Raw genomic sequence first — 26,503 nt, 5'->3', positions numbered from 1 at the left:
ATGGCCTGGGGCTTTCGGTTTAGAACTTCAGCACAGGGCAGCTGTTGTCCGCATAGTAAGAGACAACTTCGATCTCGCCGTCGATGATCTGCTGACGGGCCTTGTCGACTGCCGCTTTCATTTCATCGGTGACCAGGGCCGCGTTGTTGTCATCAAGCGCATAGCCAACGCCGTCTTCGGCCAGCCCCATCGAGAAGACACCGGCTTCGACGGCGTCGCCTGCGGACATGGCATCATAAACCGCGACATCAACGCGTTTCAGCATCGAGGTCAGGACTTTGCCGGGGTGCAGGTGGTTCTGGTTGCTGTCGACGCCGATTGACAGGATGCCTTCGTCGGCGGCGGTTTGCAGCACACCAACGCCGGTGCCACCAGCCGCAGCATAAATCACATCAGCGCCCTGGCTGATCTGGGCTTTGGTCAGCTCAGAGCCTTTTACCGGGTCATTCCAGGCCGAAGGCGTGGTGCCGGTCATATTGGCGATGACGGTTGCATCAGGGTTCACCGCTTTGACACCCTGGGCATAGCCGCAGCCAAAGTGACGGATCAGCGGCACATCCATGCCACCGACAAAGCCAACGGTGTTGGATTTGGAAGCCATCGCCGCCATCATGCCAACCAGGTAAGAGCCTTCGTGCTCGGCAAAGCCCACCTGACGGATATTTGGCGCATCCAGCCAGGTGACGTCGATCACAACAAACTTGGTATCGGGATAATCCGGAGCAACCGAGCTGAGCGGATCAGCCATGGCAAAGCCCATGGTGACGATAGGGTTGGCGCCGGCTTCGGCAAAACGGCGCAGCGCCTGCTCACGCTGGGCTTCGGACTGCAGTTCGATTTCGCGGAATGTCCCGCCGGTTTCTTCGGCCCAACGCTGGGCACCGCCAAAGGCAGCCTCATTGAAGCTCTTGTCGAATTTGCCGCCCAGGTCAAAGATCAGCGCAGGCTCGGCCAGGGCCGCACCAGCAGAAAGGGCCAGCGTAGCTGCAGCGCCCATCAGGGATTTCATCAGCGTCATTAGGATACTCCCGGTTTTTGTTTTTCCGCGCAGTGGTCAGACATGATCAATCGAAGGGATCATGTCGGCCCTGCAGGGATTGTTATTAATAGGTGTGGCAATTTAGCCCTTTGGCCGGGGAGGGGGTCAACCGCTTTTTGACCGATTGGTGCGAATTCCGTGCAGGTTGCCTAAGGTAACTCTTTTCGCATGACAATCGCGTCGACGGATGCGGCATTTCTGCGGGCATAATACCCGCTGCGGCGTCCGCAGGGGGCGAATCCTTGCGACAGATACAGGCCAATGGCGGCGGTATTGTCTGCTGCAACTTCCAAAAAGAAGGTCTTGGCGCCCCGGGACTGGGCCTGGATTTGCCAGTCCTGCATCAGGGCGCGGGCCAGGCCCTGGCGCTGAAAGCAGGGATCGGTGGCGAGGGTCAACAACTCGGCCTCATCCGCAATAACACGCACCAGGGCAAAGCATCGCCCGTCGCCGCTGGCAAAGTTCAGCGGGCTGTCCAGAAGGGCGGTGAACTCCTCTTGTGACCAGGGGCGAGACTGGGTGAAGGCCGCGGCATGGATCCGTGCCATGGCCAGGGGCGAGGGGGCGTCACCCATCGATCAATTGTGGCGGCAAATCCCGTGCCGGGGCGGCATCCGCCGCGCGCAGATAGAGCGGCGCAGGGGCGGCGGGGCTGTCCAGGTAGCGCTTGCCCGCCAGTTCTGCGATGCGCTGTGCCAAATCCGCCGGAGAGGCCTCAGGCGCAAATATCAGCCCGGCGCTGCGCGCGGCCTCGCTGGCCTCAGTCTCGGGCATCAGACGCGGCGCTTCCCCCTCAAGGCAGGCATAGACCTGGGCGCGGGGCGCGGGGACGGCGGCCAAAACCCCCTGTTTCTGACGGGCCTCAAACCCATCAATCCCAACTGCAGGAACGCCAAGCCCCAGGGCAAGCCCACGGGCTGCGGCCACTGCAATCCGTATGCCGGTAAAATTCCCCGGCCCAATACCAACCCCGATGGCATCGAGATCGGACCAGGTCATCCGCGCCTCCAGCAGGATTTCTTCGAGAAGGGGCATCAGCCGCTCCGCCTGTCCGCGCGTGCGCAGTTCAAACCGCTGCGCCAGAACAACATCGCCACGCAGCAATGCGGCCGCGCAATGCGCGGCCGAGGTGTCAAAACCTAGAACCAGGGGAAGGGTGCTCATCAGGTCTCCAGTGCAACAACCCTCAGGCGCCACGCCTCAAGGATCGGGCAGATAGCGCGAAGGGATATGCCTTCGTTAGACCGCGACGGGGCGGACTTCGGTGACTTCCGGGATATAGTGGCGCAGCAGGTTCTCGATCCCCATCTTCAGGGTCAGGGTCGAAGACGGACAGCCGGCGCAGGCGCCCTGCATATGCAGGTAGACAACCCCACGGTCAAACCCATGGAAGGTGATGTCGCCACCGTCCTGCGCCACGGCGGGCCGTACGCGGCTGTCCAACAGATCCTTGATCTGGTCGACAATTTCACTGTTTTCACCAAGATGTTCCGCATGGCCCGAGGCCTGTTCCTCGCCAGCACTGACAATGGGCTGACCAGACTGATAATGCTCCATGATGGCGCCAAGAATGGCCGGCTTGATGTGGTCCCACTCAATTGCCTCTGATTTGGTGACGGTGACAAAGTCATTGCCAAAGAACACACCAGCGACGCCAGAGACTGCAAAAATACGGGTGGCCAGCGGAGAGCTGCCAGCCGAATCGGCTGTGGGGAAATCCGCAGTGCCTGCGTCCAGAACAGTCTGTCCTGGCAGGAATTTCAGCGTTGCCGGGTTCGGTGTGGATTCAGTCTGAATGAACATCTCGGGCCTCCAAAAAGCGTCTGAGGGATATGCGCCCGAAGGGGCATCAAGTCAAGGTTTAGAACAATTCTAAATTGGATCTGCCAACTGTGCAATCCCTTTTGCAATCACAATGCGGAGGGTTGCCTTCCCCCGCCCCGGTGCCGATCCACATTGGGAATACCGCACGGGGGGTCCCAGATCGAAACGGCAGTGGGCGTCAACAGTGGGTGTCAACAGTGGTAAACGGTCTTGGGCACCCGCAGTGCCAGCTGGCAGGCTCTGGGCCCGTCTGGCGTTTTCAGGTGATGGCATCCAGGCGATCCTTGGACAGATCTCCGGGGACAATTGTGATTGGCACAGGCAGGTTGCCAGAGGATTTGCTCAGCTGGCTGACCAGCGGGCCGGGGCCCTTACGGTCATTTCCTGCGCCCAGAACCAGGACACCAATTTCCGCATCCGCTTCGATCTGCGCCATGATCTCGGGAACCGCTTCTCCTTCGCGAATGATGAGTTCCGGATCGACGCCCTGACGATCCCGCATCCATTTTGCAAAAACTTCAAAATGGGCGTGGATGCGCTCGCGGGCTTCCTCCCGCATGACTTCGCCGACGCCAATCCAGTGATTGAAGTCATCCGGTGGGATGACCGAGAGGATGGCGACACCGCCTCCGGTTTTTGCCGCGCGCATCGCGGCAAAACGCATTGCATTCAGACATTCACGGCTGTCGTCCAGTACAACTAGGAATTTGCGCATTTTTGGCCTCTGGTTGCTCCACCAGAGATCATGGCGCAGAACTGCCCGCGCAACAATAGCCCCGCACAACAATCGGAATGATGGGAGGCTTGCTGGGTGCGCAGTGCGCTGCAGCCTCAGCCTTGGCGCTGCCCCCTCAGACTTGGCGCTGCCCCCTCAGCCTTGGCGCTGCACTGGGCAACCGGGGCGCTCCCGCCTGTTTTATGTGATCTGCGATCCCACGCACAGTTGGGCCCGGCGCCGCTGACGCGGCGCTGCCTGCACGGCGACGGCTGGGTCTGGGACCGCAGCGGCGGATACTTGGGCTGATACCCATCCTGCGCCGGGAAAAGCGCCGACTGTCAGGACATTGACTGTGCTGGTGTACGAGACTTCTGAAATAACGCGCCCCAGCGCCGTGCTGCGCACGGCGCTGCCCCCACCCGTCACCCAGGCGCTTCTTTGAAGCCTGGGCGACGGGCGGGAAGTTCTGGGCAAAAGTCAGCGCAGGTTTTTGGTATTGGCAGGGTTACTGGCTGGACGCCCAGTCCCAATAAAGCTCCCTCACCCGTTTGGTCACTGGTCCAATCGGGTAGTGGCAGGCATCAAAGGCGGTGACGGGGGTCACTTTGCTCATGTTGCCGGACAAAAAGACCTCGTCGGCCTCCTCGAAATCCTGAACGCCCAGGACGGTTTCATGAACCGTGACCCCATCCGCACGCAGGTTGGCGATGTGGCGCGCCCGGGTTATGCCGGCCAGGAAGGTGCCGTTTGGGATCGGCGTAAAGACCTCTCCGTCGCGGACCATAAAGAGGTTCGCGGTTGCGGTCTCTGCCACATTGCCCATGGCATCCAGCGCCAGCGCATTGCTGAACCCTTTGCTGCGGGCCTCGCGCAGCATCCGCGCATTGTTGGGATACAGGCATCCGGCCTTTGCATTGACGACAGCATTTTCCATCACCGGGCGACGAAACCGGGTGCGTGTCAGGGTTGCGCTGGCCTCGGCAGGCGCCATGGGGATTTCTTCCAGGCAAAGCGCAAACTCGGTGCTCTCCGGCTCCGGGGCAATGGTTGTCGTATCGCCATCGGTGGCCCAATACATCGGGCGAATATAGACGGCAGCTCCGGGGGCAAACCCTCGTAAACCTTCCTGAGCGATTGCAACCATATCAGCTGTTTTTACCGTGGGGCGCATCATCAAGGCCTCAGCAGAGGCATTGGTGCGGGCGCAATGCAGGTCCAGATCCGGGGTCATCCCATCAAAGAAGCGAGCGCCATCAAACACCGAGGACCCCAGCCACATCGCGTGGTCTGCCGCCTTCACCAGGGCAATATTGCCATCGTGCCAGCGACCTTGAAAATAGGTGCGAATGTTTTTGCCTACAGCCATGGTGTCCCCCGTTGAGTAACGTGCTGAGAACCTAGGAGGAAAAGGGTCATAGGGCCAGACCTTTTTCGCTGTGTCGTCTTGCCTGGGGCTCACATTTGACCGGCAAAAGTACCATACCCTGAGGCGCTCTTGTCGATGGTCGGCCACAGGAGCGACCGCGCGCCGATAGGCGCGCGGGGCCCAACAGGGGCGGGGCATCTTTGATGCACCGTGTCCCCTGGCGGGAGCATTTGGCTGCGCAGCAATCGCGGCAGGCCGCGCCGCTCCAGGTGAGTTGGCTGTCAGGAGGGCTGTGTCAGACCCAGCCTTGCCAGCCTTGCCCCGGCTTCCGCCTGCCAGCGGGTTTTGAGCTCGCCATTGGGAGTGCGGCGCAGGCCCAGAGCCTTCAGCTCTTCGAACTTGGCTGAGTCTTCACTGCCAAAGCTGGCGGCGACCCGTGGCCACCAATAGTCAACCGAGGTCTGCAAGTCGCCTGTGCCAGCCTCCTCTATCAGCCGTTCCAGACCTTCCTCGGCCAGCTCCGCATGGCGGGCTTCGATCGGAGCCAGGGCGCGAAATACCTCGGCCAGGGGCTGGTAGGAGATCAGCGAGAATTCAGCCAGCTGCACCGCCACCGCCCGGCCCATCAAGAGGTTCATCACCACGGCATCTGCCCAGCCTTCCAGCGGGTAATTGAACACCGCCAGCCGCATGTCGTGATCCGAGCGCTGCTGGCCGATATCGGCATCGCGATCCAGGCGCGCAGTCCAGGGGTGGTGATCGGCATAGCGTTCGGTATTGGCGCCAAATTCCCCCATGATGCGCAGCACGCGGTCAGCGTTGTCGCTTTTCTCCAGCACAATTTTGGCGGCGGCGATGCGGGCCTTGATGCCGGGGCCTTCGTTGATGATCTCGGCAAACCCGGCGGCCCCGGCCAGTTCGCTGTCGACAAAGGTGGCCATCAGTTTCAGCAGGGCGGCGCGGTAGCGCGGCGGCACATTGGCGGGGTTGCTCAACATGCCTCCCTGGGCAAGATAGCTTTTGATGCTCATGTCCTCGGTCATGAAATAGCCTTCCTTTCAAACGCGTTACTGATCGTAATCGACAACAACCCTGTCGGTCACCGGAAAGGCCTGACAGGACAGGACATAGCCCTTTTCGACCTCGTAGTCCTCAAGTGCGTGATTGGCGACCATCTCCACTTCGCCCTCGATCACCTTGCAGCGACAGGTCGAACAGACCCCGGCCTTGCAGGCATAGGGCGCATCCATGGCATTTTCCAAAGCGGCGTCCAGGATGGTCATGTCCTTGCCCATCTGCACCGTCTGGGTCGAGCCATCCAGGGTGATCGCAGCGGTGGCCTGATTGCCGGCACTGGCAGCATCCGCGGCGCCTTCCTTGCGTTTGGCGCGTCCCGGCTGGGCGCTGGCAAAAAGTTCGAACTTGATCTGTGCATCCTCCAGCCCTGCGTTGCGCAGGGCGGCGGCAATGCCCAGCATCATCGGCTCTGGCCCGCAGATAAAGGCGGTGTCTACCGATTTGATGTCAATCCAATGTTCAAACAGCTGGGCGCATTTTTCCTGTGTTACCAAACCGGTGAACAGGTCAATCTCCTGAGCGTCGGATTCCAGGATATGGATCACGTTGAAGCGGCCCATATAGTTGTTTTTCAGATCTTCCAGTTCCTCGCGGAACATGATCGTGTTCACGCCTTTGTTGGCATAGACCAGCGTAAAGGTTGATTCAGGTTCCGCTTCCAAGGTGGTCTTGAGGATCGACAGGACCGGGGTGACGCCGGAACCGCCGGCAAAGCCCAGATAGCTTTTGGCTGTCGTGGCGTCCAGGGGCGTGAAAAAGCTACCCATGGGGGGCATTGCCTCCAGCATGTCGCCGGGTTGCAGCTCGGTGTTGGCCCAGGTGGAGAAGGCCCCGCCATCGACCCGTTTGATGCCCACCTGCAAAATGCCATCGCCTTTGCCGGCGCAGATCGAATAGCTGCGGCGCAGCTCTTCGCCGTCAAAATCGCGACGGAAGGTCAGATACTGGCCTTGGGTGAAATCAAATTCCGCAGCCGCACCATTGACGGGCTTCAGGGAAACCACAACCGCATCGCGGATGGTTTTGCGGACATCGGTAACTTCGAGTTGGTGGAAGCGCGCCATGGAGCTCTCCTCAGATGCACTTGAAATAATCAAAGGGTTCAAGACAGTCCTGGCAGCGCCAGTGAGCCTTACAGGGGGTGGAGCCAAACTGGCTCACACGGGTGACATTCTTGCTTTGGCAATTTGGGCAGCGTTCTGGACCACCGGCGGCCTGCGGTGGGGCAATGCCAAATTCTTCCAATCTGGCGCGGCCCTTCTCAGACATCCAGTCGGTGGTCCAGGGCGGTGAGATCTGGGTCTTGAGCTGGATCTTATCCAGGCCGTGATCACGCAGCGCCGTCTCAATATCGAGATTGATGATCGCGGTGGCGGGGCAGCCGGAATAGGTGGGGGTGACCGAGACCACCAGGGTGTCCTCTTGCCATTCTACGCCGCGAATAATGCCCAGATCTACCAAGCTGATCACCGGGATTTCCGGGTCGGGCACGGCGTCGAGCCATTCCCAGATTTGGTCTGCACTTGGTTTTTCGAAGACTTGCTTCATGCGATCCATCCTTGGATATGCCTCCCCGACCGATAGGTCGGGCAGCGCCCGTCCGCCCCTGTCAAACCGGAGGTTTGCCCCCGGCAAAACGGCGGGCGCTTTGCTTCCGCCCGCGGACATGCGCTGCCCTATGCGTTCACTTTCGATCTACCAGCTGGCGCCGGGATAGGCGCGTTGCAGCCATTGCATATGGGTCAACAGATGGCCCAAGTGCTCGGTGTGCATGGCGCCGGTGCGGCCACCTTTGTGGGCAAACTCACTGTCCGGAATGGTCAGCGTGGCCTCAGCCAGAACCCGCCTGATCAGCGCGTCATAATCGGCGCGCAAGGTTGCCGGATCCGGGGCGATGCCTGCCTTGACCATGGCCGCATCGACCGCGTCAGAGGTGAACATCTCGCCGACATAGGGCCAAAGATAGTCCAGCGCCGCCTGCATGAAATCATGGCTTTGCGCGGTGCCATCGCCCAGACCCACAACCGTATCGGCAGAGCGTTCCAGGTGGTAGGTCACCTCTTTGCTGGTTTTGGCAGCGATCGCGGCAATGCGGTCGTCCGATGATTTCATCAGATGGCCCAACTGGATCGAATGCCAGGCGTCAAACAGGAACTGGCGCATCAGGGTGCGGCCAAAATCCTCGTTTGGGACCTCGACCAGCAGCAGATTGCGGAAATCCCAGACATCGCGCAGAAACGCCAGATCGTCAGCGGATTTGCCCTCGCCCTCAACCTCACCGGCGAGGCCCAGCCACATCTGGGTCTGACCAATCAGATCCAGCGCGGTATTTGCCAGGGCAATGTCCTCTTCCAGCACCGGCGCGTGACCACACCATTCGCTGACCCGATGGCCGAGGATCAGGGTGTTGTCGCCCATGCGCAGCAGGAACTGAAACAGGGCCTCATTTTCTGTGAGCTGACCTGCCATTACATCGCCCCCACTTCGTCGGGAATGTCAAAGAAGGTCGGGTGACGATAGACCTTGCTCTCGGAGGGCTCATACAGCGGGCCTTTGTCGCTGGGCGAGGAGGCGGCGATATGGTTGGCTTCAACCACCCAGATTGACACGCCTTCGTTGCGGCGGGTGTAGACATCGCGGGCGTTTTTGATCGCCATTTCGGCGTCTGGCGCATGCAAGGAGCCGACGTGACGGTGGCTCATGCCATGTTGGCCGCGGATAAAGATTTCCCAGAGGGGCCATTCGTTTTTCATAGCTCAGTTCTCCTGGCTGTGGCGGCCCTGCTATCTGTAGCAGGGCGCGCAATCGGTTGGGGCTGCGACAGCGGATTATTCGGCGGCGACCTTGGCTGCGGCTTTCTTGCGGGCATGGGCCAGCAGGCCATCACGCACCCATTGGCCGTCTTTCCAGGCCTTGTTGCGGGCTGCCAGCCGGTCGGTGTTGCAGGGGCCATTGCCCTTGATCACGTCAAAGAACTCGGACCAGTCGGGGTCGGAGTAGTCGTAGTGACCGCGCTCTTCGTTCCATTTGATGCCTTCGTCTGGCAGCTCGAGCCCGAGGTATTCGATCTGCGGCACGGTCTGGTCGACAAACTTCTGACGCAGCTCGTCATTGGTGTTCATCTTGATTTTCCAGGCCATCGACTGGGTCGAATGTACCGAATCCGCATCTGACGGGCCAAACATCATCAGCGCCGGGAACCACAGGCGGTTGACCGCATCCTGGGCCATCTTCTTTTGTGCGGGCGTGCCGGTTGCCATCTTGCGGATGGCGTCAAACCCCTGGCGCGCGTGGAAGCTTTCTTCCTTGCAGACCCGGATCATGGCGCGGGAATAGGGACCAAACGAAGTCCGCTGCAGGGGCACCTGGTTCATGATGGCAGCCCCATCAACCAGCCAGCCCACCGCGCCCATATCCGCCCAGTTCAGGGTTGGATAGTTGAAGATGGAGGAGTATTTCATCCGCCCATCCAGCAGCATCTCGGTCAGCTCATCGCGGCTCACCCCCAGGGTTTCGGCGGCACAGTAGAGGTAGAGGCCGTGACCGGCTTCATCCTGCACCTTGGCCAGCAGGATCGCCTTGCGCTCCAGTGTTGGCGCGCGGGTGATCCAGTTGCCCTCGGGCAGCTGACCAACAATTTCCGAATGGGCGTGCTGACCAATCTGGCGGATCAGGGTCTTGCGATAGCCCGCAGGCATCCAGTCTTTTGGTTCGATCTTTTCACCGGCATCAATGCGCGCCTGAAAAGCGGCCAGCTTTTCCGGATCATCGGTGCTCGCTTCGGATTGTACCATCTGTGCATACATGACTTGCTCCTCCCGTTTAGGGTTGCTGGCTTAAACGCGTTCCAGGATCAGGGCGGTGCCCTGACCAACGCCAACGCACATGGTACACAGCGCGTAGCGCCCACCGGTGCGTTGCAGTTGATAGGCGGCTGTCAGCACCAAACGGGCGCCGGACATGCCAAGAGGGTGACCGATGGCAATGGCACCACCGTTGGGGTTCACATGGGCCGCGTCATCAGCGACGCCCAGTTCGCGCAGTGTTGCGATACCCTGCGCGGCAAAGGCCTCGTTCAGCTCGATCACATCCATCTGTTCGATGGTCAGGCCGGTGCGGGCCAGCGCCTTGCGGGTGGCGGGCACCGGGCCAATGCCCATGACGCGGGGTTCGACCCCGGCTGCGGCCATGCCGACGATCCGCGCCATTGGCTTGAGGCCATTCCTGGCGGCTGCGGCCTCATTTGCCATCAAGATAGCGGCGGCACCGTCATTGACGCCAGAGGCATTGCCGGCGGTCACGGTCAGATCGGGGCCATTGACGCCTTTCAGCTTGGCCAGCTTATCGGCGCCAGTGCCGGGGCGGGGGTGCTCGTCGGTGTCGACAATCAGCGGCTCCCCTTTGCGCTGGGACACAGATACTGGCGTGATTTCATCATGAAAGATGCCAGCCTCATGGGCGGCGGCCCAGCGGGCCTGGCTGCGGGCGGCAAAGGCATCCTGGTCTTCGCGGCTGATACCATAATCGGCGGCGACATTATCTGCGGTCTGTGGCATCGAGTCGGTGCCATACATCGCCTGCATCTTCTTGTTCACAAAACGCCAGCCGATGGTGGTGTCATAGACCGCATTGGCGCGGGTAAAGGCGGCGGTGGCCTTGGGCATGACAAAGGGGGCGCGGCTCATGCTTTCAACACCGCCGGCGATGGCCATGTCGTAGTCTCCGGCGCGGATTCCGCGTGACGCCATGCCCACGGCATCCATCCCCGAGGCACAGAGCCGGTTGATGGTGGTGCCGGGCACCTCCACGGGCAGGCCCGCCAAAAGCGCCGCCATACGGGCCACATTGCGGTTGCTTTCGCCGGCCTGGTTGGCATCGCCAAAGATCACGTCATCAATGCTGGCCCAGTCAACCTGCGGATTGCGCGCCGCGAGGGCCGCAATGGGTGAGGCTGCCAGGTCATCGGTGCGCACCTGAGACAAGGCACCGCCATAGCGGCCGATTGGGGTTCGGGTGGCATCGCAGATGAATGCATCCATGGTGTTCGCGTCTCCTGAGTTGTCGGCAGAATAAGCCGACCGTTGGGTCGGTATTACGCCTCTTGCTGATTCGTGGCAAGCAAAACGTAACGGTTTGTGATGTCGCTTCGCAATTCTGTAACATGTCGGCGGAGCGTGGTGACTTAACGTCGTAAAGAGCGACGGGCAGATTTAGGTTGCAGGCAGGGCAAGGCTTGGCTCAGATTAAAACAGAACGATCAGTCTGTTCGTGAATTTGTGGGTCAGTCTGGTGCTGTAGCCTGCCAGAAGGAGGAGAGAATGTCACAGCATTTGCGCATTGGCGGTGCCAGCGGATTCTGGGGAGACTCCAGCGTCGCGACACCGCAGCTTTTGGCGGCTGGGGGGCTCGATTTTATCGTCTATGACTACCTCGCCGAGATCACCATGGCGATCCTGGCAAGGGCGCGGGACAAAGATCCCACCACAGGCTATGCCACTGATTTTGTCAGCGCGGCCATGGCGCCAAACCTTGCCGAGATTGCAAAACAAGGCGTGCGGATTGTCTCCAATGCCGGTGGTATGAACCCCGAGGCCTGCGCGGCTGCTCTGCGGGTGGAGATCAAGAAACAGGAGCTGAGGCTCAAGGTTGCAGTCGTCACCGGCGATGATCTTTTGGCCCGCGCAGCGGAGATCGCCGAGGCTGCGCCACGGGATATGTTCCGTGGCACATCTTTGCCGCCGGTGGAAAAGATCGCCAGTATCAACGCCTATCTTGGCGCCTTTCCCATTGCCGCCGCGCTGGATCGCGGCGCGGATATTGTGGTGACCGGGCGCTGCGTCGACAGTGCGGTGACACTGGGCGCGGCAATCCATCACTTTGGCTGGACCACAAATGATCTGGATGCGCTGGCCGGTGGCAGCCTGGCCGGTCATATTCTGGAATGTGGCCCACAGGCGACCGGTGGCAATTTTACCGATTGGCGGCTGGTGGCAGAAAACCTGGCGGATATCGGCTATCCCGTCGCGGCTATCCGCAGGGATGGCAGTTTTGAGGTGTCAAAGCCCGCAGGCTCGGGCGGGCTGGTGTCGCGCGGCACCGTTGGCGAACAGATGCTCTATGAAATCGGCGATCCACAGGCCTACCTGTTGCCTGATGTGGCCTGCGATTTCTCGGAGGTGGTATTGGAGGAGGTCGCACCCGACCGGGTTCTGGTCTCGGGCGCGCGCGGTTTGGGGGTGCCGGACAGCTACAAGACCTGCCTGACCTGGGCCGATGGCTTTCGCTCGGGGCATATTTTCACCTTCTATGGGCTGGAAGCAGAAGAGAAGGCCCGGCATTTTGCCGACACGGTGCTGAAACGCTGCCGCGCGGCGCTGCAGCGGATGCAGGCTCCGGACTACACCGATGTCAGCGTGGAGCTGCTGGGCACTGAAAGCCAGTTTGGCAAAAGACGCGAGGTGGCCCCCCAGCGCGAGGTGGCGGTCAAGATCGCCGTTCGCCATCCGGATGCCCGCGCCGTGGCTCTGTTTCTGAAAGAGGCCACCGGCCTGGGTCTGGCAACGCCACCGGGGTTGAGCGGCTTTGCAGGTGCGCGCCCCAAACCTTCGCCGGTGATGGCGCTGTTTTCCTATCTCACCCCCAAACAACAGGTGCAGCTGCGCCTGCTGGACGAGGCAGGAGAGGTGCAGTGCCCAGAGGTTCAAGGCCCCGCTGTTGCTGTGGCAGCGCGCCCCAGTCTGCCAGAGGCCCCCCTGGTTTCCAAAGCGAAAAATATTATCCAGGTGCCGCTGGTCGAGCTGGCCTGGGCCCGCAGCGGCGACAAGGGCGATATCGCCAATATCGGCGTGATGGCGCGCGATCCAGCATGGATGCCCTGGATCTGGGCTGGTCTGACGCCTGCGCATTTGCACCAGGTGTTTGGCCATTTTCTGGATGGGGCCGGGACCGAGGCAATTGAGCGGTTTTACCTGCCCGGTTCTGCCTCGATGAATGTGCTTTTGCACGGCGCGCTGGGCGGTGGCGGCACCTCGTCGCTGCGCAATGACCCGCAGGCCAAGGGCTATGCCCAACTGCTGCTGGCGGCCCCCATTGCCGTAGACGCGGATCTGCTCGGGCGCCTGCCTGGTGCGGTATGATGGGGCAAGATGATATACCAATAAATCACGGGGCAGCAGCATCTCTGCCCTGCGGCAAGACCAACCCAATGAGGACATGTCGATGAAGGCTTTTCAAAGCAGGATCAGCACGGGCAGTGACAGCTATGCCCAGAACCGCGCCGATATGCTGGCGCAGGTGGATAGGATGCGCAGCTTGGAAGCCCGCGCTACCGCCAAATCGGAACAGCGCCGCCCGGTCTTTGACAAGCGCGGCCAGCTGTCGCCGCGCGAACGTCTGGCGGCTTTGCTGGATCCCGGCATGCCATTTCTTGAGCTGTACAACATGGCGTCTTATCTGGTGGATGACCCGGATCCTGAGACCTCGATCCCCGGGGCCTCGATCCTTCTGGGGATTGGCTATGTGTCTGGCGTGCGCTGCATGGTTTTTGTGGATGATGCCGGCATCAATGCCGGAGCGATGACCGGGAAATCGGTGGACAAGGCGCTGGGTGCAATTGAGATCGCACTGAAGCAAAAGCTGCCCTTTGTGCATCTGGTCGAAAGCGCCGGAGCGGATCTGACCCGCTACACGGTTGAACTCTGGGCCCATGGTGGCGGCATGTTTGCCGGTCTGGCGCGGCTTTCGGCGGCGGGAAACCCGGTGATCACCGTGTTGCACGGGGCCTCAACCGCTGGCGGCGCTTATCAGCCGGGGCTGTCGGATTATGTGATCGGGGTTAAAGGCAACGGCATGGCGATGCTGGCGGGGGGCGCCTTGGTGCAGGCCGCAACCGGCGAAATCGCCGAGGATGCCGATCTGGGCGGCGCCCAGATGCATGCCGAAATTACCGGGCTGGTGGAATACCTGGCCGAGGATGATGCCCATGGCCTGGAGATCGCCCGCGATGTGGTGGCGGGACTGGGCTGGCAAAACTGCGCTGCCCCCGCCGTCGCCTATGACCTGCCCCAATATGACAGCGAAGAGCTGGCCGGGGCCATCCCGGCGGACTACCGCAAACCCTATGACATGCACGAGCTGGCAGCGCGGCTGGTGGATGGGTCTCGGTTGCGGGATTTCAAGCCGGATTATGGCCCGGCTCTGGTCTGCCTGCAGGCGCATATCATGGGCCAGCCAGTGGGCATTCTGGGCAACAATGGCCCGATTGACCCGGATGGCGCCACCAAGGCGACGCATTTCTTGCAGTTGATGGATCAGGCCGGCACGCCGGTGATCTTTCTGGGCAATACCACCGGCTATATGGTGGGCACCGCCTATGAGCGCGCAGGCATGATCAAACATGGCTCAAAAATGATCCAGGCGGTGACCAACCTGCGGGTGCCCAAGATCTCGCTCTATACCGGGGCCAGTTTTGGTGCTGGCAACTACGGCATGTGTGGCCATGCCTTTGGCGCGGATTTCCTGTTCACCTGGCCAAATGCCATGACCGGTGTGATGGGGGGCGAACAGGCCGCCCTGACCATGGAGCAGGTGGCGCGGCGCACCGCGGCGCGCAAGGGTATCCCGGTGGACGAGGCCCGCCTGGCCAAGCAGAGCGCGGGAATTGCTGCGCATTTTGACAGTCAGTCGGATGCATTTTTCACCTCAGGGCGGATGCTGGACATGGGCATGATTGATCCGCGCGACAGCCGGGCGGTGATTGGCTTTTGCCTGGCCACCTGCAGGGAGGCAGGTCGCCGTGATCTCAACCCCAATGCCTTTGGCGTGGGGCGGGCCTGATGGGAGAGGACCAGATGATGACAGAGTTCAACTCAATCCTGGTGGCCAATAGGGGCGAGATCGCCCTGCGTATCATGCGCACGGCGCGCGCTATGGGGATCACCTGCATAGCGGTCTATACCGAGGCAGACGCAGATAGCCCGCATGTGGGTTTTGCTGATCGCGCCATCTGCATTGGCACCGGCCCGGTGGGCGACAGCTATCTGGATGCGGCCAAGGTTTTGGCCGCCGCCCAGGAGGCAGGCGCGCAGGCGGTGCATCCCGGCTATGGCTTCCTGTCGGAGAATGCCGAATTTGCCCAGGCCTGCACTGCGGCTGGCCTCACCTTCATTGGCCCCAGCGCGGCGTCCATTGCCCTGATGGGCAACAAGGCTGCCGCCAAACGGCGCATGATCGAAGCGGGGGTTCCCTGCGTTCCCGGCTATGAGGGCGCGGATCAGTCGTCGGCGGTGCTGGCGGCGGAGGCGGCAAAGATTGGCTATCCGGTGATGATCAAGGCGGCGGCAGGCGGTGGTGGCCGTGGCATGCGGCTGGTCACTGCCCCCGAAGGTTTTGCCACGGCCTTGGAGCTGGCCAAAAGCGAAGCGCTGTCTGCCTTTGGTTCGCAAGAGATGATCCTGGAAAAGGCGGTGATGCGCCCGCGCCACGTGGAGATCCAGATCTTTGCCGATGCCAGTGGCAATACCATCCACCTGGGCGAGCGCGACTGCTCGGTGCAGCGCCGCCATCAGAAGGTGGTGGAAGAGGCCCCCTGTCCGGTGATGACGCCCAAGCTGCGCGCTGAAATGGGCGCGGCTGCGGTGGAGGCCGCCCGGGCCATCAGCTATCTGGGCGCGGGAACGGTGGAGTTCCTACTGGATGCGGATGGGGCCTTCTACTTTCTGGAGATGAACACCCGCCTGCAGGTGGAGCATCCGGTTACCGAACTGGTCACCGGGCTGGATCTGGTGGCGCTGCAGATCCGTGCGGCGCGCGGTGAGGCGCTGGGACTGGCGCAACAGGATGTGGCGCTGACGGGGCATGCCATCGAAGTGCGGCTCTATGGTGAAGACCCAAGTCAGGGCTTTTTGCCACAATCCGGGGTGATCAACCTCTGGCAGCCGCCCAGCGGGCCGGGCATCCGGGTGGATGCGGGCATTACATCCGGGCAGCAGGTCTCTGCCTTTTATGACCCGATGCTGGCCAAGATCATCGCCCATGGTGCCACGCGAGCCGAGGCGCTGGAACGCCTGATTGCGGCGCTGGGGGATACGGTGATCTTTGGACCTGCCTGCAACCGGGATTTTCTGATTGATGTGCTCAGCCATGCGGAGTTTGCCAAAGGTCGCGCCACCACCGGCTTTATTGCGGACCACTTTGATCCTTTGGTGCCGACCAAGGTCACCAGCGCGGATGTGGCGCTGGCAGCAGGTCTGATCTACCGCGCCGATCAGGCGGCAATGGCGCAACAGGCTACCCTCCCGGCAGAACTGCTGGGCTGGTCCAGCCAGGGAGACATGCAGGCGCGGCTGGTGCTGGCGGTCGGGGGTGATCCGGTGACTGTGCTGCTGCGCCAGGGCCGCGATGGCATCCACGTGCTGGTAGGCGAAGCCGAGCATCACCTGGAGCAACAGGGCGACTGCCTGCGGTTGGACGGGCTGCGGGTGGATCTGCGCCGCCATCTGATGGTCGCGGATGATCTGTATCTGGCGACAGGGGCGCGGATGTTGAAACTGTCCCGCTTGCGGGCGGGCAGGGGGGCTGCGGCGGTCGCAGGCGGCGGCGAGACGCGGGCTCCGATGCATGGCAACCTGCTGGAACTCTGCGTCGGCACCGGCGACCGGGTTGAGATTGGCACCCGTCTTGCGGTGCTGGAGGCGATGAAGATGCAGCACGAGATGCTGGCCGAGGTCGCAGGCACAGTGAGCGAAATTGCAGTCACGGCTCCAAGTCAGGTTAAGGCAGGCGATCTGCTGGTGCGGATCGAACAGGATAAAGCGACCCAGGAGGGCACGGAATGAACTCGGATCTCTGCAAGCGGCTTGGTATCGAATTTCCGCTTTTTGCCTTTTCCCATTGCCGCGACGTGGTGGCCGCAGTCACCAATGCCGGCGGTATGGGGGTGTTTGGCGCCGCGATGATGTCGCCCGAGGAGCTGGAAGAAGAGCTGTCTTGGATTGATGCCCATGTGAAGGGCAAACCCTATGGTGTTGACCTTATCGTGCCGAACAAATTTGAGGCCAAGGGCGAGGATCTCCCGGATGCGGCCATTCTGGCCATGGTCCCCGAGGAGCATAAGGATTTTGCCAGTGAATTGCTGCAACACCATGGGGTAGAACCGGGTGATCTGGAGCCTGCACGGGCGGATCGGTTGGTGTTTCGCCAAAATATCAGCTCCGAGGGGGCACGGCGCAGTCTGGATGTGGCCTTTTCCCACCCGATTGCCTTGATCGCCAATGCGCTGGGGTTGCCACCGCAGGATATGCTGGAGCGCGGCAAGGCGCAGGGGGTGGTGGTCGGCGCCCTGGTGGGCACGGCGCAGCACGCCCGCGCCCAGGTCGCAGCCGGGGTGGATGTGATCATCGCCGCGGGCGGTGAGGCGGGAGGCCACACCGGGGAGATTTCAACCATGGTTCTGGTGCCCGAGGTGGTGCAGGCCATTGCCGGATCCGGCGTGCCGGTGCTGGCGGCGGGGGGTATTGCCACCGGCGGACAGATGGCGGCTGCCATGGCGATGGGCGCGGCAGGGGCCTGGTGCGGCTCGGTCTGGCTGACGACGGCAGAGGCGGAGACCAACCCGGTGGTGAAGGAAAAAATGCTGGCGGCCAGCAGCCGCGACACCGTGCGTTCACGCTCGCGTACCGGCAAGCCCTCGCGCCAGTTGATCAGCGCCTGGACCGAGGCCTGGGAGGGCAAGGGGGCGCCAACACCCTTGCCGATGCCGTTGCAGACTTTGGTGTCCGAACCCGCGTTGCACCGGATTGATCAGATCTCCCAAACGGGCCACGCAGGGGCGCAGGATCTGGCCACCTATTGGGTTGGACAGGGGGTCGGCCTGATGAACCAGGCAATGTCTGCCGGTGGTGTGGTGCAGGAGTTCAAGGAAGATTTTTTGACAGCCTACGAGCGGCTTGGCGCCCTGTTGGCAGAGTGACGCCAGAGCTGTTTGCAGGCCGGATCTGTTGCAGAGCCAGTGCTGTTGCCCTGCGGCGGCTTTGTTGCCTTGTCCTGGCTCGCCACCTATGGTCAGGCCAGATCACGCGGCAACAGAGGGCAGGGCAGCAGCAGTGGCAGGACAGAGTGAAGGGCTATTGAACGCGATCCTTGCGGATATTGACGCGGGGCAGTTGAACCCGGGCGATGTGCTGGACGAGGCCGGTCTTGCGGCGCGTCATTTGGTGTCTCGTACGCCGATCCGGGAGGTCTTTATCCAGCTGGAGGCTGCGGGGCTTATCCGCCGTTTGCCGCGCAAGGGCGCGGTCCTGTTCAAACCTACACTGGAAGAGTTTCTGGCGATCCTGGAAGTGCATGCAAATCTCGAAGGCCAGGCGGCTGGCCTGGCAGCGCGGCGGATGACGGCGGTCCAGGCCGGTGAGCTGGAAGAGATCGTCCAGGCCTGTGAAGCCCATGCCGCCGAGAAGGGGGATGGCGATCCCGATGGCTATTACCAGCTGAACCTGCGGTTTCATGCAGGCGTGGCCCTGGGGGCGGGGAACCCGTTCCTGGTTGAGATGATCAAGACCAACGCGCGCAAGCTGATGGCCTATTACCGGGCGCGATATCAATATCCGGGCTCGATCATGCAATCGGCAAAAGAACATCGCGAAATTGCCGAGTTGATCTATGCACATGACCAGACAGCGGCGGAGCTGCGGATGATCCAGCATGTGCAGTTTGATCAGGTCACCGTGATGGATCTATTGGCCGCGCTTGGCTGAGAGCTGTTTTGCCTCTGGCGGCAACACCTGAAGAAAGATGAAAGGTGGGCCGCAGGCGGCGGTCTCTCCGGTTTTGGTCTGGCTGGACCTGCTCTAATTACTGCGCTTGTTCATAGAACCGTGCCAGGCTTTCGGCAAAGGCGGCCTGATCTGCGGGCTGGGACAGGCTATCTTGGGCCTGGGCATAACGCTCGGGGCCGAGATCCTCGCGCATTTCCCGGGTGAGCGCGGTGATGAACTCAGGGCTCATTTCCGGGTGGTGTTGGCTGGTCCAGATGTGGTTTCCGATGTAAAACCCGGCGTTCAACCCGGTGCTGGTTGCGCTTTCCCGGGCCTGGGCTGGCAGCCGTGCAACATATTCGCTGTGCGAGCCATAGAGATTGAAATCTGCGGGCAGCTGCTGCGCCCAAGCAGGCCTTGCGCGCATTTGGTTGGGGATCAGCCCGTGGACCCAGCCATTCGGGTTTGTTTCCACACCTCCACCCAGAGCCAGGGCGATTGCCTGATGCCCAAAGCAGGCGCCAAACAGCGGCAGCTGGGCTGTCTCGATCTGTTGTATCAGCTCCAGCAATGGCGCGATCCAGGGCAATCCGCTGCGGGTCGACGCCGGGCTGCCGGTGATCAAGGCGCCGTCAAATGTATCCAGATCCCTCGGGAGGTGACCCTCGTGGATCTGAAAGGCTGTTGTCTGCCAGTCTGGTCGTGCCAAATGGATGAGCCGGGTGAATTTCTCACCATCCAGAGGATGCTGGGCGGCAAAGCTGCTTTTGTCTGTATTGGTAACAAGAATCGCTAAGTGCATGTTTTGGCTCGTGAGTTTTTTATTTACATATTTATGATGTTAAATAGTATACATAAAGGAGCCATTCGGGAAGCCAATTATGACCATCTGGACACCACAGGACGACGGCCATGCCGACCTGAGCAGTCACGACACCTTTGCCAATGGCGCGCCGCATAACACCTTTGCGCGTCTGCGCCGCGAGGATCCGCTGCACTGGACCAAATACGCTGGCGGTGAGGATTTTTGGTCGGTGACCCGCTATGAGGACATCACCCGGATGAACAAGAACACCGAGGTATTTTCCTCGGCGCGGGGCATCCGCATGGAAGACCAGAGCTATGAGGAATATCTGGCGCGGCGCACCTTTCAGGAGACCGATCCGCCGGAGCATTCCAAGGTGCGGATGAAGCTGATGAAGGCCTTCTCCAAGACCAGCATGGCGCAGTATGAACAGGAGATCCGCGATATCTGTGCCGAGATCCTGGACCCGGTGCTGGAGCAGGGCAGCTTTGATGCCACCAAGGACATCGCCCGGCAACTGCCGATGCGGATGCTTGGCCGGGTTGTGGGGCTGCCAGAGGCGGATCTGCCCTGGCTGGTGGAGAAGGGCGATGCCTTGATCGCCAATACCGACCCCGATTTTACCGCCCATGTCATGGATAAGCTGCAAACGGATGAATACCGGATGATGCCGTTTAATTCGCCAGCCGGGGCGGAGCTTTATGTCTATGCCAAGGAGCTGATGGCGGCGAAGGCAAAGGCGGGGGATACCGCAGGGGTGCTCAATATGATTTTGGAGCCTGCCAAGGATGGCTCCACCATAACCGAGACCGAATTCCGTAATTTCTTTTGCCTTTTGGTGGCGGCGGGAAATGATACCACCCGCTACTCTATTGCGGCGGGTATTCAGGCGCTGTGTCACCAGCCTGAGCTTTTGGTGCAGATGCAGGCGGGCGGCGCGGTCTGGGAGACGGCGGCGGATGAGATCATCCGCTGGGCCACGCCTGCGCTCTATTTCCGCCGCACCGCGACGCAGGATTTTGAGATGCATGACAAGACCATTCGCGCGGGCGACAAGGTGCTATACTGGTTTATCTCGGCCAATCGCGATGAGAGCTATTTTGAAGATCCGTTCCGGGTAAACCTGATGCGCAGCCCCAATCGCCATCTGTCCTTTGGCCAGTTTGGCCCGCATGTGTGTCTGGGCATGTGGCTGGCCCGGCTGGAGGTCACGGTGTTGTTCCAAGAGCTGGCAAAACGGATCAGTCATATTGAAGCTGATGGGCCACAGAAATTCCTGCGTTCAAATTTTGTCGGCGGCATCAAGCAATTGCCGGTGCGTGTCACCCGGCGCTGATCTTTTGGTGCCTTTTTGGCGGCCCTGCGAAAATGGGTCCCCGTGGGGCGCTAAATATGTTAAGTAAATACCTGACAAGCACTGCGGTAGAACAAGTGCAGCCGACCCAATTTAATGTCTCCAACCCGGAAGGATTCCCCCCATGAAGACCCGCTTGCGTGCGATGTTTTGCGACCACCTCAGCATCATGCGGGGGAAATACCTGCCCAATTCCAAGATCGGCGATGGGGACACCCGGTTTTGCCGCTCTGTCTTTGGCACCCATTATGATCGTGATCTGTTGGATGCACCGGGATCTTTGGTCAAGCAGGGGATGCCGGATATGGAACTGCGCTGGCAGCATGACGATATTCGCGACAGTTGGCATGCCTCGACAAAAGTGGTGTTGGGAGATCTCTATGATGTTGAGGGGGTGCCTTTGTCGCTTTGCCCGCGTGGGGCACTGAAACGCGCGGTTTCGGCTTGGCAGGCGCGGGGCTTGACCCCGAAGGTGGGGATCGAGCTGGAAGCCTATGCGCTTCAGGCTGATGATCGCGGCCGGTTGATGCCCTATGATGCGCCCGGCGGCGTGGTCTATGGCACCGGGCCTTTTGCGGATCCTTTGCGGTTCAATGACCGGATCTGGGCGATGGCGGATGAGATGGGCTTCTCGCTGGATATGATCACGGCGGAGTTCGACTCGCCGCAGTTTGAATACACGCTGACCTTTGATGATGCGGTGAAAGCGGTGGATGATATCGTGTTGTTCCGCCTGATGGCGCGGGAGATCGCGCTGGAATATGGTATTGTGTTGACCTTCATGCCCAAACCGGTGGCTGAGGCGGGCGGATCTGGCATGCATATCAACTTTTCTTTTGTGGATGAGGCCGGCGGCAATGCGCTTGCCTCAGGGCCGCGGGGCGGACCTGAGCATATGAATGATCTGGCGCGGGGCTGTCTGGCTGGGCTGTTGCAGCATCACAAGGGCCTGGCCGGGCTGATTGCGCCCACGGCCAACAGCTACATGCGGCTGCAGCCTGGATCGCTGTCTGGCTATTGGCAGAACTGGGGGGGCGATCATCGCAATGTGACCACGCGGATCAGCTCGGAGGGGGGCGCCAAGGCGCGGCTGGAGCATCGGATGGCAGATGCCTCTTCCAATCCCTATACCTCGGTGGCAGCGGTTTTGCAGGCATCACTGCTGGGGGTGGAGAAGGGCTATGAGCTGCCGCCGATGGAGACCGGGGATGGCTTTGATCGCACCGATGCGCGTGAGGGGACGGCGATTGACCTGAAAGGCGCGGTGGAGGATCTGGAACGTGATACAGTGCTGTCAGAGGCTGTGGGCGCGGATCTGGTGGCCAATCACGTCTATATGAAGCGCAAGGAAGTGCGCAAAACCCGGGACCTTGAAGGCGACGGGATGCGGGATTTTTACGTACATTTTGTCTAGAGCTTTGTGCGGCACTGGCCAGGTGGGTGAGGCGGGCGAGGCTGGGGAGGCTGGCGAAACCGGGCTTGGCGGCTGGGCAGCCTGTGCGACAGCAGGCATTCTTGCCATATAGAGCAGCCGCGCCGCGATAGCGGCGCTATGAGAAGCAGCGGGCCCGAAGCAGATGCTTCGGGCCCGCCATGGTATCTGGTGGCAGCCGACCTATGGTCGGCTGCGGTGGCGCCTGTATCTGCGTTAGCGCACCGCCGCAAAGCCGGCTTCCAGCGCGGTGAGGATCCCCTGGACGTCTTGCGAGGTGAGCACCAGCGGTGGTGAGAGGATGATATTGGGGCCGGAAATACGCACCATGACGCCGTTCTGGTAGGTCACCTCTTGCAGGGTTGTGGTGGTCTGTTTGTCGATTGGGGTCTTGCTGGCGCGATCTGCCACCAGCTCCATCGCGCACATCAACCCATGACCGCCACGGACATCGCCGATCAGCGGGTGTTTTTCTTGCAGCGCCAGCAGCCCCTGATGCAACTCCTGGCCACGGGCTGCAGCGTTTTCCGGCACATTCAGGCGCAGGGTTTCCTGCAGACAGGCAAGCGCGGCTGCGGCGCCGACCGGGTGGCCGGAATAGGTATAGCCATGGCCAATGGCCGCCCGCCCGGTTTTGTCCTGCTCGAACACCTCTGCCACGGCATCCGCGATCATCACCGCACCAAAGGGGAAGTAACCATTGGTGATGGCCTTGGCGGTACACATGAAATCAGGCTGAACCCCCCAGTGGCGCGAACCGGACCAAGAGCCCGTCCGACCAAAGGCGGTAATCACCTCATCCGCAATCAGCAGGATGCCGTGCTTGGTACAGATCTCGCGCACAGCTGGCATGAAGCTTTCATGTGGCGGGATTACCCCGCCAGCGCCCAAAATCGGCTCCATGATAAAGGCGGCAATGGTGCCCGCCCCCTGAAAGGCGATCTCATCTTCCAATGCCTGCAGGCAGAGCTGTGCCAGCTTTGCCGGATCGCTCTCGTGAAAGGGATTGCGATAGGTGTAGGGGGCGGGGATGTGATGGCAGCCAGGCAGGAGCGGCTCATACTGGGTGCGGAAATTGGCGTTCCCATTCACCGAAGCGCCCCCCATATGGGTGCCGTGGTAGCCCTTCTTGAGGCTGAGGAATTTGGTCCGCGCAGCCTCCCCCCGGATCTTGTGATATTGCCGTGCCAGCCGCAGGGCGGTTTCCACCGAATCCGACCCGCCGGAGGTAAAGAAGGCGCGGCTCAGCCCATCGGGCGCAAAGAAGTCCTTCAGGACCTCTGCCAGCTGGATCACCTGATCATTGCTGGTGCCGCGAAAGGTGGAATAGTAGGGCAGCACATCCAGCTGGGCGGCAATGGCATCCTTGACGGGCTGGCAGGAGAACCCGAGGTTGACGTTCCATAGCCCGCCAACGGCATCAATCACCTCGTGGCCATCAATATCGCTGATCCGCACGCCTGATGCGCCAGTGATGATGGCGGGCGGGTTGGCCAGGCTGTCGGCGGGATGCGCCATGGGGTGCCAAAGCGATTTGGCATTGTGTTCCTTGAGGAAGTTGGAATCTTTCATCGGCTAAACTCCTGATCGGGTCCAGCAGGGGACCGGGGTATAGTGAAATGGGACTATGGTTACGGTGCAGCATCCTGCGGGTAATCGGCGGGGGGGCTGCCGCCGATGCGATGGGTCAGGGCGGCTCCGGCCCTGCGCAGGGCGGCGCGAATGGTGTCTTGTTGTTGGTCGGACATCCGCGAGGCGGGGGCCGCAACGGCAAGTGCGCCCAGGGCCTTGTGGTCTGCGCCAAAGATCGGCACCGCATGGGAGTGCACCTCCAACTCAAAACTGCCCAGGGTGTCAGACAGACCGGTCTTGCGGATCTGCGCCAGCTTGGCGCGGATCTCGTCAGGGTCGACAATGGTCTTGCTGGTATGCACTTTCAGGGGCCGTGACAGCACCTGTTCGACAAAGTCCGGATCGGCATAGGCCAGGATCACCAGGCCAGAACTGGTGGCGTGATAGGTCACGGTCTGGGCGTCATCCATGGTGACTTTGGTGGCGTGACGCGGCGAATAGGCATGGCTGAGGGTCTGCACCCAGGTTTCATGCCCCAAGGACACATGGGTTGTCTCGCCGGTTTCATCGCTCAACTCGCGCAGGACACGGCGTGACACCGACAGGATCGGGGTTGAGGCTTCGCGCAGCGCTGCCAGGTGCAGAACCTGCGGCCCAAGTCGATAAGCACGATCATTTTCGCCCTGTTCAACAAAGCCTGATTCTTGCAGCTCCCCCATGAGGCGGTAGACGGTTGCCTTGTTTACACCTGAAAGGCGAGTGAGGTCGCTCAGCCCGATTTCGGTCCGGTCGGGTGAGAAAAAACTTAACAATGAAAGGGCTTTGCTGACAGTTCCCATGTGTCGGTCCGAACTCCATTTGACCAATTGCGTGGCGAGAGTTTGGAAAAACAAACGCCTGTGTTGATATTTTGTTGACAGATAAGCGGGTGGGCTGTCAATCTAAATTCAAACCAACGGTTCGAATAATGAACCAATCTTGCTGAAACCTCAGCATCAACCGGGAGACTGAAATGAAACTGACCGATCTCGTGAAAGGCGCCGCTACCGTCGCCGCACTGGGCCTCAGCGCAGTGGCTGCGCAGGCGGAATATCCGGAAAAACCTGTGAGCTTTATTGTGCCATGGCCTCCCGGTGATCTGGAGGATGTGCTGACGCGGATGATCGCGGATGACTTCCAGGCCGAATATGGCGTCGCAGCAGCGGTCGTGAACAAGCCAGGCGGCGGCGGCGGCCCCTTCCCAGGAGCAATCGAAGTGGCCAATGCGCCAGCAGATGGCTACACTATCGGATCCTTTGTGATCGGTGTGCCGGTGATGGGCCATCAGATCGACATCCCGCCGCTGACGCCGGCAAAGTTTGATCCGCTTGGGATCTTCCTGACCTATCCCTTTGTCATCGCCACCTCGGTGGATGCGCCCTATTCCTCGATGGAAGAGCTGGCCGCCTATGCCAAGGAACACGAGGTTGCGCTGGGCCATTTTGGCGATGTGCTGACGCCGACGCAGGTGACCAAGGCCTTTGCCAAGAACGCTGGTTTTGAGTGGGGCTCGGATGCGGCTTTTGACGCGCTGGACTGCAACACCCTGGCCTCTGGCGATGCCGATGTGATCAACACCACCCTGCAACTGATCCTGCCCTGCCTGGATCAGGTCAAGGTTCTGGTTTCCATCACCGATGAGCGCATCCCGCTGGTGCCTGACGCGCCCGCCATTGGCGAGTTGGACGCGGGCCTCAACATTGCCCTCTGGAACGGTCTGTTTGTCACCAAGGACACACCGCAGGATGTGCGCGAAAAAATCATTGCTGTGGCACAGAAAACCATGATGAGCGACCGCGCCCAAGCTGTGGCAGCGGAAACCGGAGCGCTGGTCTATTGGCAAGGCGCCGATGACAGCGCCGCCCGCGTGGCGACTGATATTGCCACCATGGCAACAATTGGCTCGATCCTGGAGTAACGCTCCGCTCCTCCTGCCGGGGCCCGTATTGGCCCCGGTTCCCGTTTTAGCGCGAAAAAGATCCCCAACATGACCACGGAACGAGAACGCCGCTTTGTCGGCCCCCGGCGCGGACAGCTGGTTTTTGCCCTTGTGTTTCTAACGCTGTCGGTGCTGCTGCTGGCGCTGATTGGTGAGCAGACCACCTGGGTCAAAAAGGCCAAGCTCTTTGCCCAGCCCCGGTTCTGGCCGGCTGTCAGCCTGGGCGGAATGGTGCTGCTTGGGGGATTGCATTTTTACCAGCTGCCCTGGCGACGGGCTTCACGCTATGACCTGTGGGAGACACGGCAATGGGGGCGCAGCACGGAATATGTGCTCTGGTTCATGGGCTATGTGCTTTTGGTTCCCATCATTGGCTACCTGCCTGTGACGCTGGCCTTTGTGCCGCTACTGTCGCGCCGCATGGGCTATCGCAGCCGATTTATGATGGCGATCAGTATCGGTTTTGCGCTGGCGGTCGTGGTGTTGTTCAAAGGGCTCTTGGCCGTCAGAATTCCCGGAGCATTGCTCTATGAGTATCTGCCGGGGGCCATGCGCAACTTCTTTATTCTCTATTTTTAGGTCTCGG

General features: G+C 60.9%; 25 protein-coding genes. 9 read left to right on the top strand and 16 right to left on the bottom strand.

Features of this window, described 5'->3' with window-relative positions:
- Nucleotides 1-19: 19 nt before the first annotated feature.
- The 13 genes from ARCT_RS0118910 to pcaF form a co-directional block, all read right to left on the bottom strand.
- A complete protein-coding gene (locus ARCT_RS0118910) occupies nt 20-1,018 on the bottom strand; it encodes a BMP family lipoprotein (protein WP_027241478.1) in 999 nt (332 codons plus the stop codon).
- A 170-nt stretch (nt 1,019-1,188) separates the two neighbouring features.
- Nucleotides 1,189-1,614, bottom strand: a complete 426-nt coding sequence (locus ARCT_RS0118905; protein ID WP_027241477.1) for a GNAT family N-acetyltransferase — start codon at nt 1,612-1,614, stop codon at nt 1,189-1,191.
- Entirely contained in the window at nt 1,607-2,203 is a 597-nt protein-coding gene (tsaB, locus tag ARCT_RS0118900) for a tRNA (adenosine(37)-N6)-threonylcarbamoyltransferase complex dimerization subunit type 1 TsaB (protein ID WP_027241476.1), read from the bottom strand. Before tsaB ends, ARCT_RS0118905 begins: the two co-directional genes overlap by 8 nt.
- A gap of 75 nt (nt 2,204-2,278) precedes the next feature.
- Nucleotides 2,279-2,842 (bottom strand): NifU family protein, encoded by a 564-nt coding sequence (locus tag ARCT_RS0118895; protein WP_027241475.1) that lies wholly within the window; start codon nt 2,840-2,842, stop codon nt 2,279-2,281.
- 280 nt (nt 2,843-3,122) lie between these two features.
- Nucleotides 3,123-3,578, bottom strand: a complete 456-nt coding sequence (locus ARCT_RS0118890; protein WP_027241474.1) for a universal stress protein — start codon at nt 3,576-3,578, stop codon at nt 3,123-3,125.
- 508 nt (nt 3,579-4,086) lie between these two features.
- The gene (locus ARCT_RS0118885; protein ID WP_027241473.1) at nt 4,087-4,947 is read right to left on the bottom strand and encodes a branched-chain amino acid aminotransferase; all 861 of its coding nucleotides are present in this window, start codon (nt 4,945-4,947) and stop codon (nt 4,087-4,089) included.
- Between the two features lie 281 nt (nt 4,948-5,228).
- The gene (locus ARCT_RS0118880) at nt 5,229-5,990 is read right to left on the bottom strand and encodes a Phenylacetic acid catabolic protein (RefSeq protein WP_027241472.1); all 762 of its coding nucleotides are present in this window, start codon (nt 5,988-5,990) and stop codon (nt 5,229-5,231) included.
- Nucleotides 5,991-6,014: 24 nt separating this feature from the next.
- Nucleotides 6,015-7,088: a 2Fe-2S iron-sulfur cluster-binding protein gene (locus tag ARCT_RS0118875; RefSeq protein WP_027241471.1), complete on the bottom strand. Its 1,074-nt coding sequence runs from the start codon at nt 7,086-7,088 to the stop codon at nt 6,015-6,017.
- Between the two features lie 10 nt (nt 7,089-7,098).
- Nucleotides 7,099-7,572: a 1,2-phenylacetyl-CoA epoxidase subunit PaaD gene (gene paaD / locus ARCT_RS0118870; RefSeq protein ID WP_027241470.1), complete on the bottom strand. Its 474-nt coding sequence runs from the start codon at nt 7,570-7,572 to the stop codon at nt 7,099-7,101.
- 147 nt (nt 7,573-7,719) lie between these two features.
- Entirely contained in the window at nt 7,720-8,493 is a 774-nt protein-coding gene (gene paaC / locus ARCT_RS0118865; RefSeq protein WP_027241469.1) for a 1,2-phenylacetyl-CoA epoxidase subunit PaaC, read from the bottom strand.
- Entirely contained in the window at nt 8,493-8,777 is a 285-nt protein-coding gene (paaB, locus tag ARCT_RS0118860; RefSeq protein WP_009809578.1) for a 1,2-phenylacetyl-CoA epoxidase subunit PaaB, read from the bottom strand. The genes paaC and paaB overlap by 1 nt, the downstream gene beginning before the upstream one ends.
- A 75-nt stretch (nt 8,778-8,852) precedes the next feature.
- Nucleotides 8,853-9,830 (bottom strand): 1,2-phenylacetyl-CoA epoxidase subunit PaaA, encoded by a 978-nt coding sequence (paaA, locus tag ARCT_RS0118855; RefSeq protein WP_027241468.1) that lies wholly within the window; start codon nt 9,828-9,830, stop codon nt 8,853-8,855.
- A gap of 30 nt (nt 9,831-9,860) precedes the next feature.
- Nucleotides 9,861-11,063 carry a 3-oxoadipyl-CoA thiolase gene (pcaF, locus tag ARCT_RS0118850; RefSeq protein WP_027241467.1) on the bottom strand — a complete coding sequence of 401 codons (1,203 nt, stop codon included), beginning with the start codon at nt 11,061-11,063 and terminating at the stop codon, nt 9,861-9,863.
- Between the two features lie 279 nt (nt 11,064-11,342).
- On the opposite strand from pcaF, the gene ARCT_RS0118845 reads away from it, so the two are divergent.
- The 5 genes from ARCT_RS0118845 to ARCT_RS0118825 all read left to right on the top strand — a co-directional run bounded on the left by ARCT_RS0118845 (nt 11,343) and on the right by ARCT_RS0118825 (nt 18,776).
- Nucleotides 11,343-13,160, top strand: coding sequence for an acyclic terpene utilization AtuA family protein (locus ARCT_RS0118845; RefSeq protein WP_027241466.1), 1,818 nt, complete (start codon nt 11,343-11,345; stop codon nt 13,158-13,160).
- Nucleotides 13,161-13,242: 82 nt separating this feature from the next.
- Nucleotides 13,243-14,859, top strand: a complete 1,617-nt coding sequence (locus tag ARCT_RS0118840; protein WP_027241465.1) for an acyl-CoA carboxylase subunit beta — start codon at nt 13,243-13,245, stop codon at nt 14,857-14,859.
- 17 nt (nt 14,860-14,876) lie between these two features.
- Nucleotides 14,877-16,859: an acetyl/propionyl/methylcrotonyl-CoA carboxylase subunit alpha gene (locus tag ARCT_RS0118835; RefSeq protein WP_027241464.1), complete on the top strand. Its 1,983-nt coding sequence runs from the start codon at nt 14,877-14,879 to the stop codon at nt 16,857-16,859.
- A complete protein-coding gene (locus tag ARCT_RS0118830; protein WP_027241463.1) occupies nt 16,856-17,992 on the top strand; it encodes a nitronate monooxygenase in 1,137 nt (378 codons plus the stop codon). Before ARCT_RS0118835 ends, ARCT_RS0118830 begins: the two co-directional genes overlap by 4 nt.
- Before the next feature lie 133 nt (nt 17,993-18,125).
- Nucleotides 18,126-18,776, top strand: a complete 651-nt coding sequence (locus tag ARCT_RS0118825; protein ID WP_027241462.1) for a GntR family transcriptional regulator — start codon at nt 18,126-18,128, stop codon at nt 18,774-18,776.
- Between the two features lie 97 nt (nt 18,777-18,873).
- On the opposite strand, the gene ARCT_RS0118820 is transcribed toward ARCT_RS0118825, so the two are convergent.
- A complete protein-coding gene (locus ARCT_RS0118820) occupies nt 18,874-19,578 on the bottom strand; it encodes a type 1 glutamine amidotransferase (protein ID WP_027241461.1) in 705 nt (234 codons plus the stop codon).
- 79 nt (nt 19,579-19,657) lie between these two features.
- Between ARCT_RS0118820 and ARCT_RS0118815 the strand changes: the two genes are divergently transcribed.
- Complete coding sequence (locus ARCT_RS0118815) at nt 19,658-20,917, top strand: cytochrome P450 (protein WP_027241460.1); 1,260 nt, start codon at nt 19,658-19,660, stop codon at nt 20,915-20,917.
- A 142-nt stretch (nt 20,918-21,059) separates the two neighbouring features.
- Entirely contained in the window at nt 21,060-22,349 is a 1,290-nt protein-coding gene (locus ARCT_RS0118810; protein ID WP_027241459.1) for a type I glutamate--ammonia ligase, read from the top strand.
- A gap of 234 nt (nt 22,350-22,583) precedes the next feature.
- Here ARCT_RS0118810 and ARCT_RS0118805 read toward each other — a convergent pair whose 3' ends face one another.
- Nucleotides 22,584-23,939, bottom strand: coding sequence for an aspartate aminotransferase family protein (locus ARCT_RS0118805; protein ID WP_027241458.1), 1,356 nt, complete (start codon nt 23,937-23,939; stop codon nt 22,584-22,586).
- Between the two features lie 59 nt (nt 23,940-23,998).
- Entirely contained in the window at nt 23,999-24,778 is a 780-nt protein-coding gene (locus ARCT_RS0118800; RefSeq protein WP_027241457.1) for an IclR family transcriptional regulator, read from the bottom strand.
- Nucleotides 24,779-24,951: 173 nt separating this feature from the next.
- Here ARCT_RS0118800 and ARCT_RS0118795 point away from each other — a divergent pair, with 173 nt between their 5' ends.
- Nucleotides 24,952-25,896 (top strand): tripartite tricarboxylate transporter substrate-binding protein, encoded by a 945-nt coding sequence (locus ARCT_RS0118795; protein ID WP_027241456.1) that lies wholly within the window; start codon nt 24,952-24,954, stop codon nt 25,894-25,896.
- 69 nt (nt 25,897-25,965) lie between these two features.
- Complete coding sequence (locus ARCT_RS0118790; RefSeq protein WP_027241455.1) at nt 25,966-26,496, top strand: tripartite tricarboxylate transporter TctB family protein; 531 nt, start codon at nt 25,966-25,968, stop codon at nt 26,494-26,496.
- Nucleotides 26,497-26,503: the final 7 nt, after the last annotated feature.

This window comes from Pseudophaeobacter arcticus DSM 23566 (genome assembly GCF_000473205.1).
GTDB lineage: Bacteria > Pseudomonadota > Alphaproteobacteria > Rhodobacterales > Rhodobacteraceae > Pseudophaeobacter > Pseudophaeobacter arcticus.
This window is presented reverse-complemented; position numbering and strand designations above follow the sequence as displayed.

Excerpts from the sequence above, each read along its gene's own strand:
- ARCT_RS0118820 (WP_027241461.1), bottom strand. The coding sequence starts at position 19,578 with ATGCACTTAGCGATTCTTGTTACCAATACAGACAAAAGCAGCTTTGCC.
- paaB (WP_009809578.1), bottom strand. The coding sequence starts at position 8,777 with ATGAAAAACGAATGGCCCCTCTGGGAAATCTTTATCCGCGGCCAACAT.
- paaD (WP_027241470.1), bottom strand. The coding sequence starts at position 7,572 with ATGAAGCAAGTCTTCGAAAAACCAAGTGCAGACCAAATCTGGGAATGG.
- ARCT_RS0118800 (WP_027241457.1), bottom strand. The coding sequence starts at position 24,778 with ATGGGAACTGTCAGCAAAGCCCTTTCATTGTTAAGTTTTTTCTCACCC.
- pcaF (WP_027241467.1), bottom strand. The coding sequence starts at position 11,063 with ATGGATGCATTCATCTGCGATGCCACCCGAACCCCAATCGGCCGCTAT.
- ARCT_RS0118845 (WP_027241466.1), top strand. The coding sequence starts at position 11,343 with ATGTCACAGCATTTGCGCATTGGCGGTGCCAGCGGATTCTGGGGAGAC.
- ARCT_RS0118830 (WP_027241463.1), top strand. The coding sequence starts at position 16,856 with ATGAACTCGGATCTCTGCAAGCGGCTTGGTATCGAATTTCCGCTTTTT.
- ARCT_RS0118880 (WP_027241472.1), bottom strand. The coding sequence starts at position 5,990 with ATGACCGAGGACATGAGCATCAAAAGCTATCTTGCCCAGGGAGGCATG.
- paaC (WP_027241469.1), bottom strand. The coding sequence starts at position 8,493 with ATGGCAGGTCAGCTCACAGAAAATGAGGCCCTGTTTCAGTTCCTGCTG.
- ARCT_RS0118835 (WP_027241464.1), top strand. The coding sequence starts at position 14,877 with ATGACAGAGTTCAACTCAATCCTGGTGGCCAATAGGGGCGAGATCGCC.
- ARCT_RS0118790 (WP_027241455.1), top strand. The coding sequence starts at position 25,966 with ATGACCACGGAACGAGAACGCCGCTTTGTCGGCCCCCGGCGCGGACAG.
- ARCT_RS0118805 (WP_027241458.1), bottom strand. The coding sequence starts at position 23,939 with ATGAAAGATTCCAACTTCCTCAAGGAACACAATGCCAAATCGCTTTGG.
- ARCT_RS0118885 (WP_027241473.1), bottom strand. The coding sequence starts at position 4,947 with ATGGCTGTAGGCAAAAACATTCGCACCTATTTTCAAGGTCGCTGGCAC.
- ARCT_RS0118910 (WP_027241478.1), bottom strand. The coding sequence starts at position 1,018 with ATGACGCTGATGAAATCCCTGATGGGCGCTGCAGCTACGCTGGCCCTT.
- ARCT_RS0118815 (WP_027241460.1), top strand. The coding sequence starts at position 19,658 with ATGACCATCTGGACACCACAGGACGACGGCCATGCCGACCTGAGCAGT.
- ARCT_RS0118840 (WP_027241465.1), top strand. The coding sequence starts at position 13,243 with ATGAAGGCTTTTCAAAGCAGGATCAGCACGGGCAGTGACAGCTATGCC.
- ARCT_RS0118810 (WP_027241459.1), top strand. The coding sequence starts at position 21,060 with ATGAAGACCCGCTTGCGTGCGATGTTTTGCGACCACCTCAGCATCATG.
- ARCT_RS0118895 (WP_027241475.1), bottom strand. The coding sequence starts at position 2,842 with ATGTTCATTCAGACTGAATCCACACCGAACCCGGCAACGCTGAAATTC.
- paaA (WP_027241468.1), bottom strand. The coding sequence starts at position 9,830 with ATGTATGCACAGATGGTACAATCCGAAGCGAGCACCGATGATCCGGAA.
- ARCT_RS0118875 (WP_027241471.1), bottom strand. The coding sequence starts at position 7,088 with ATGGCGCGCTTCCACCAACTCGAAGTTACCGATGTCCGCAAAACCATC.
- ARCT_RS0118890 (WP_027241474.1), bottom strand. The coding sequence starts at position 3,578 with ATGCGCAAATTCCTAGTTGTACTGGACGACAGCCGTGAATGTCTGAAT.
- ARCT_RS0118795 (WP_027241456.1), top strand. The coding sequence starts at position 24,952 with ATGAAACTGACCGATCTCGTGAAAGGCGCCGCTACCGTCGCCGCACTG.
- tsaB (WP_027241476.1), bottom strand. The coding sequence starts at position 2,203 with ATGAGCACCCTTCCCCTGGTTCTAGGTTTTGACACCTCGGCCGCGCAT.
- ARCT_RS0118905 (WP_027241477.1), bottom strand. The coding sequence starts at position 1,614 with ATGGGTGACGCCCCCTCGCCCCTGGCCATGGCACGGATCCATGCCGCG.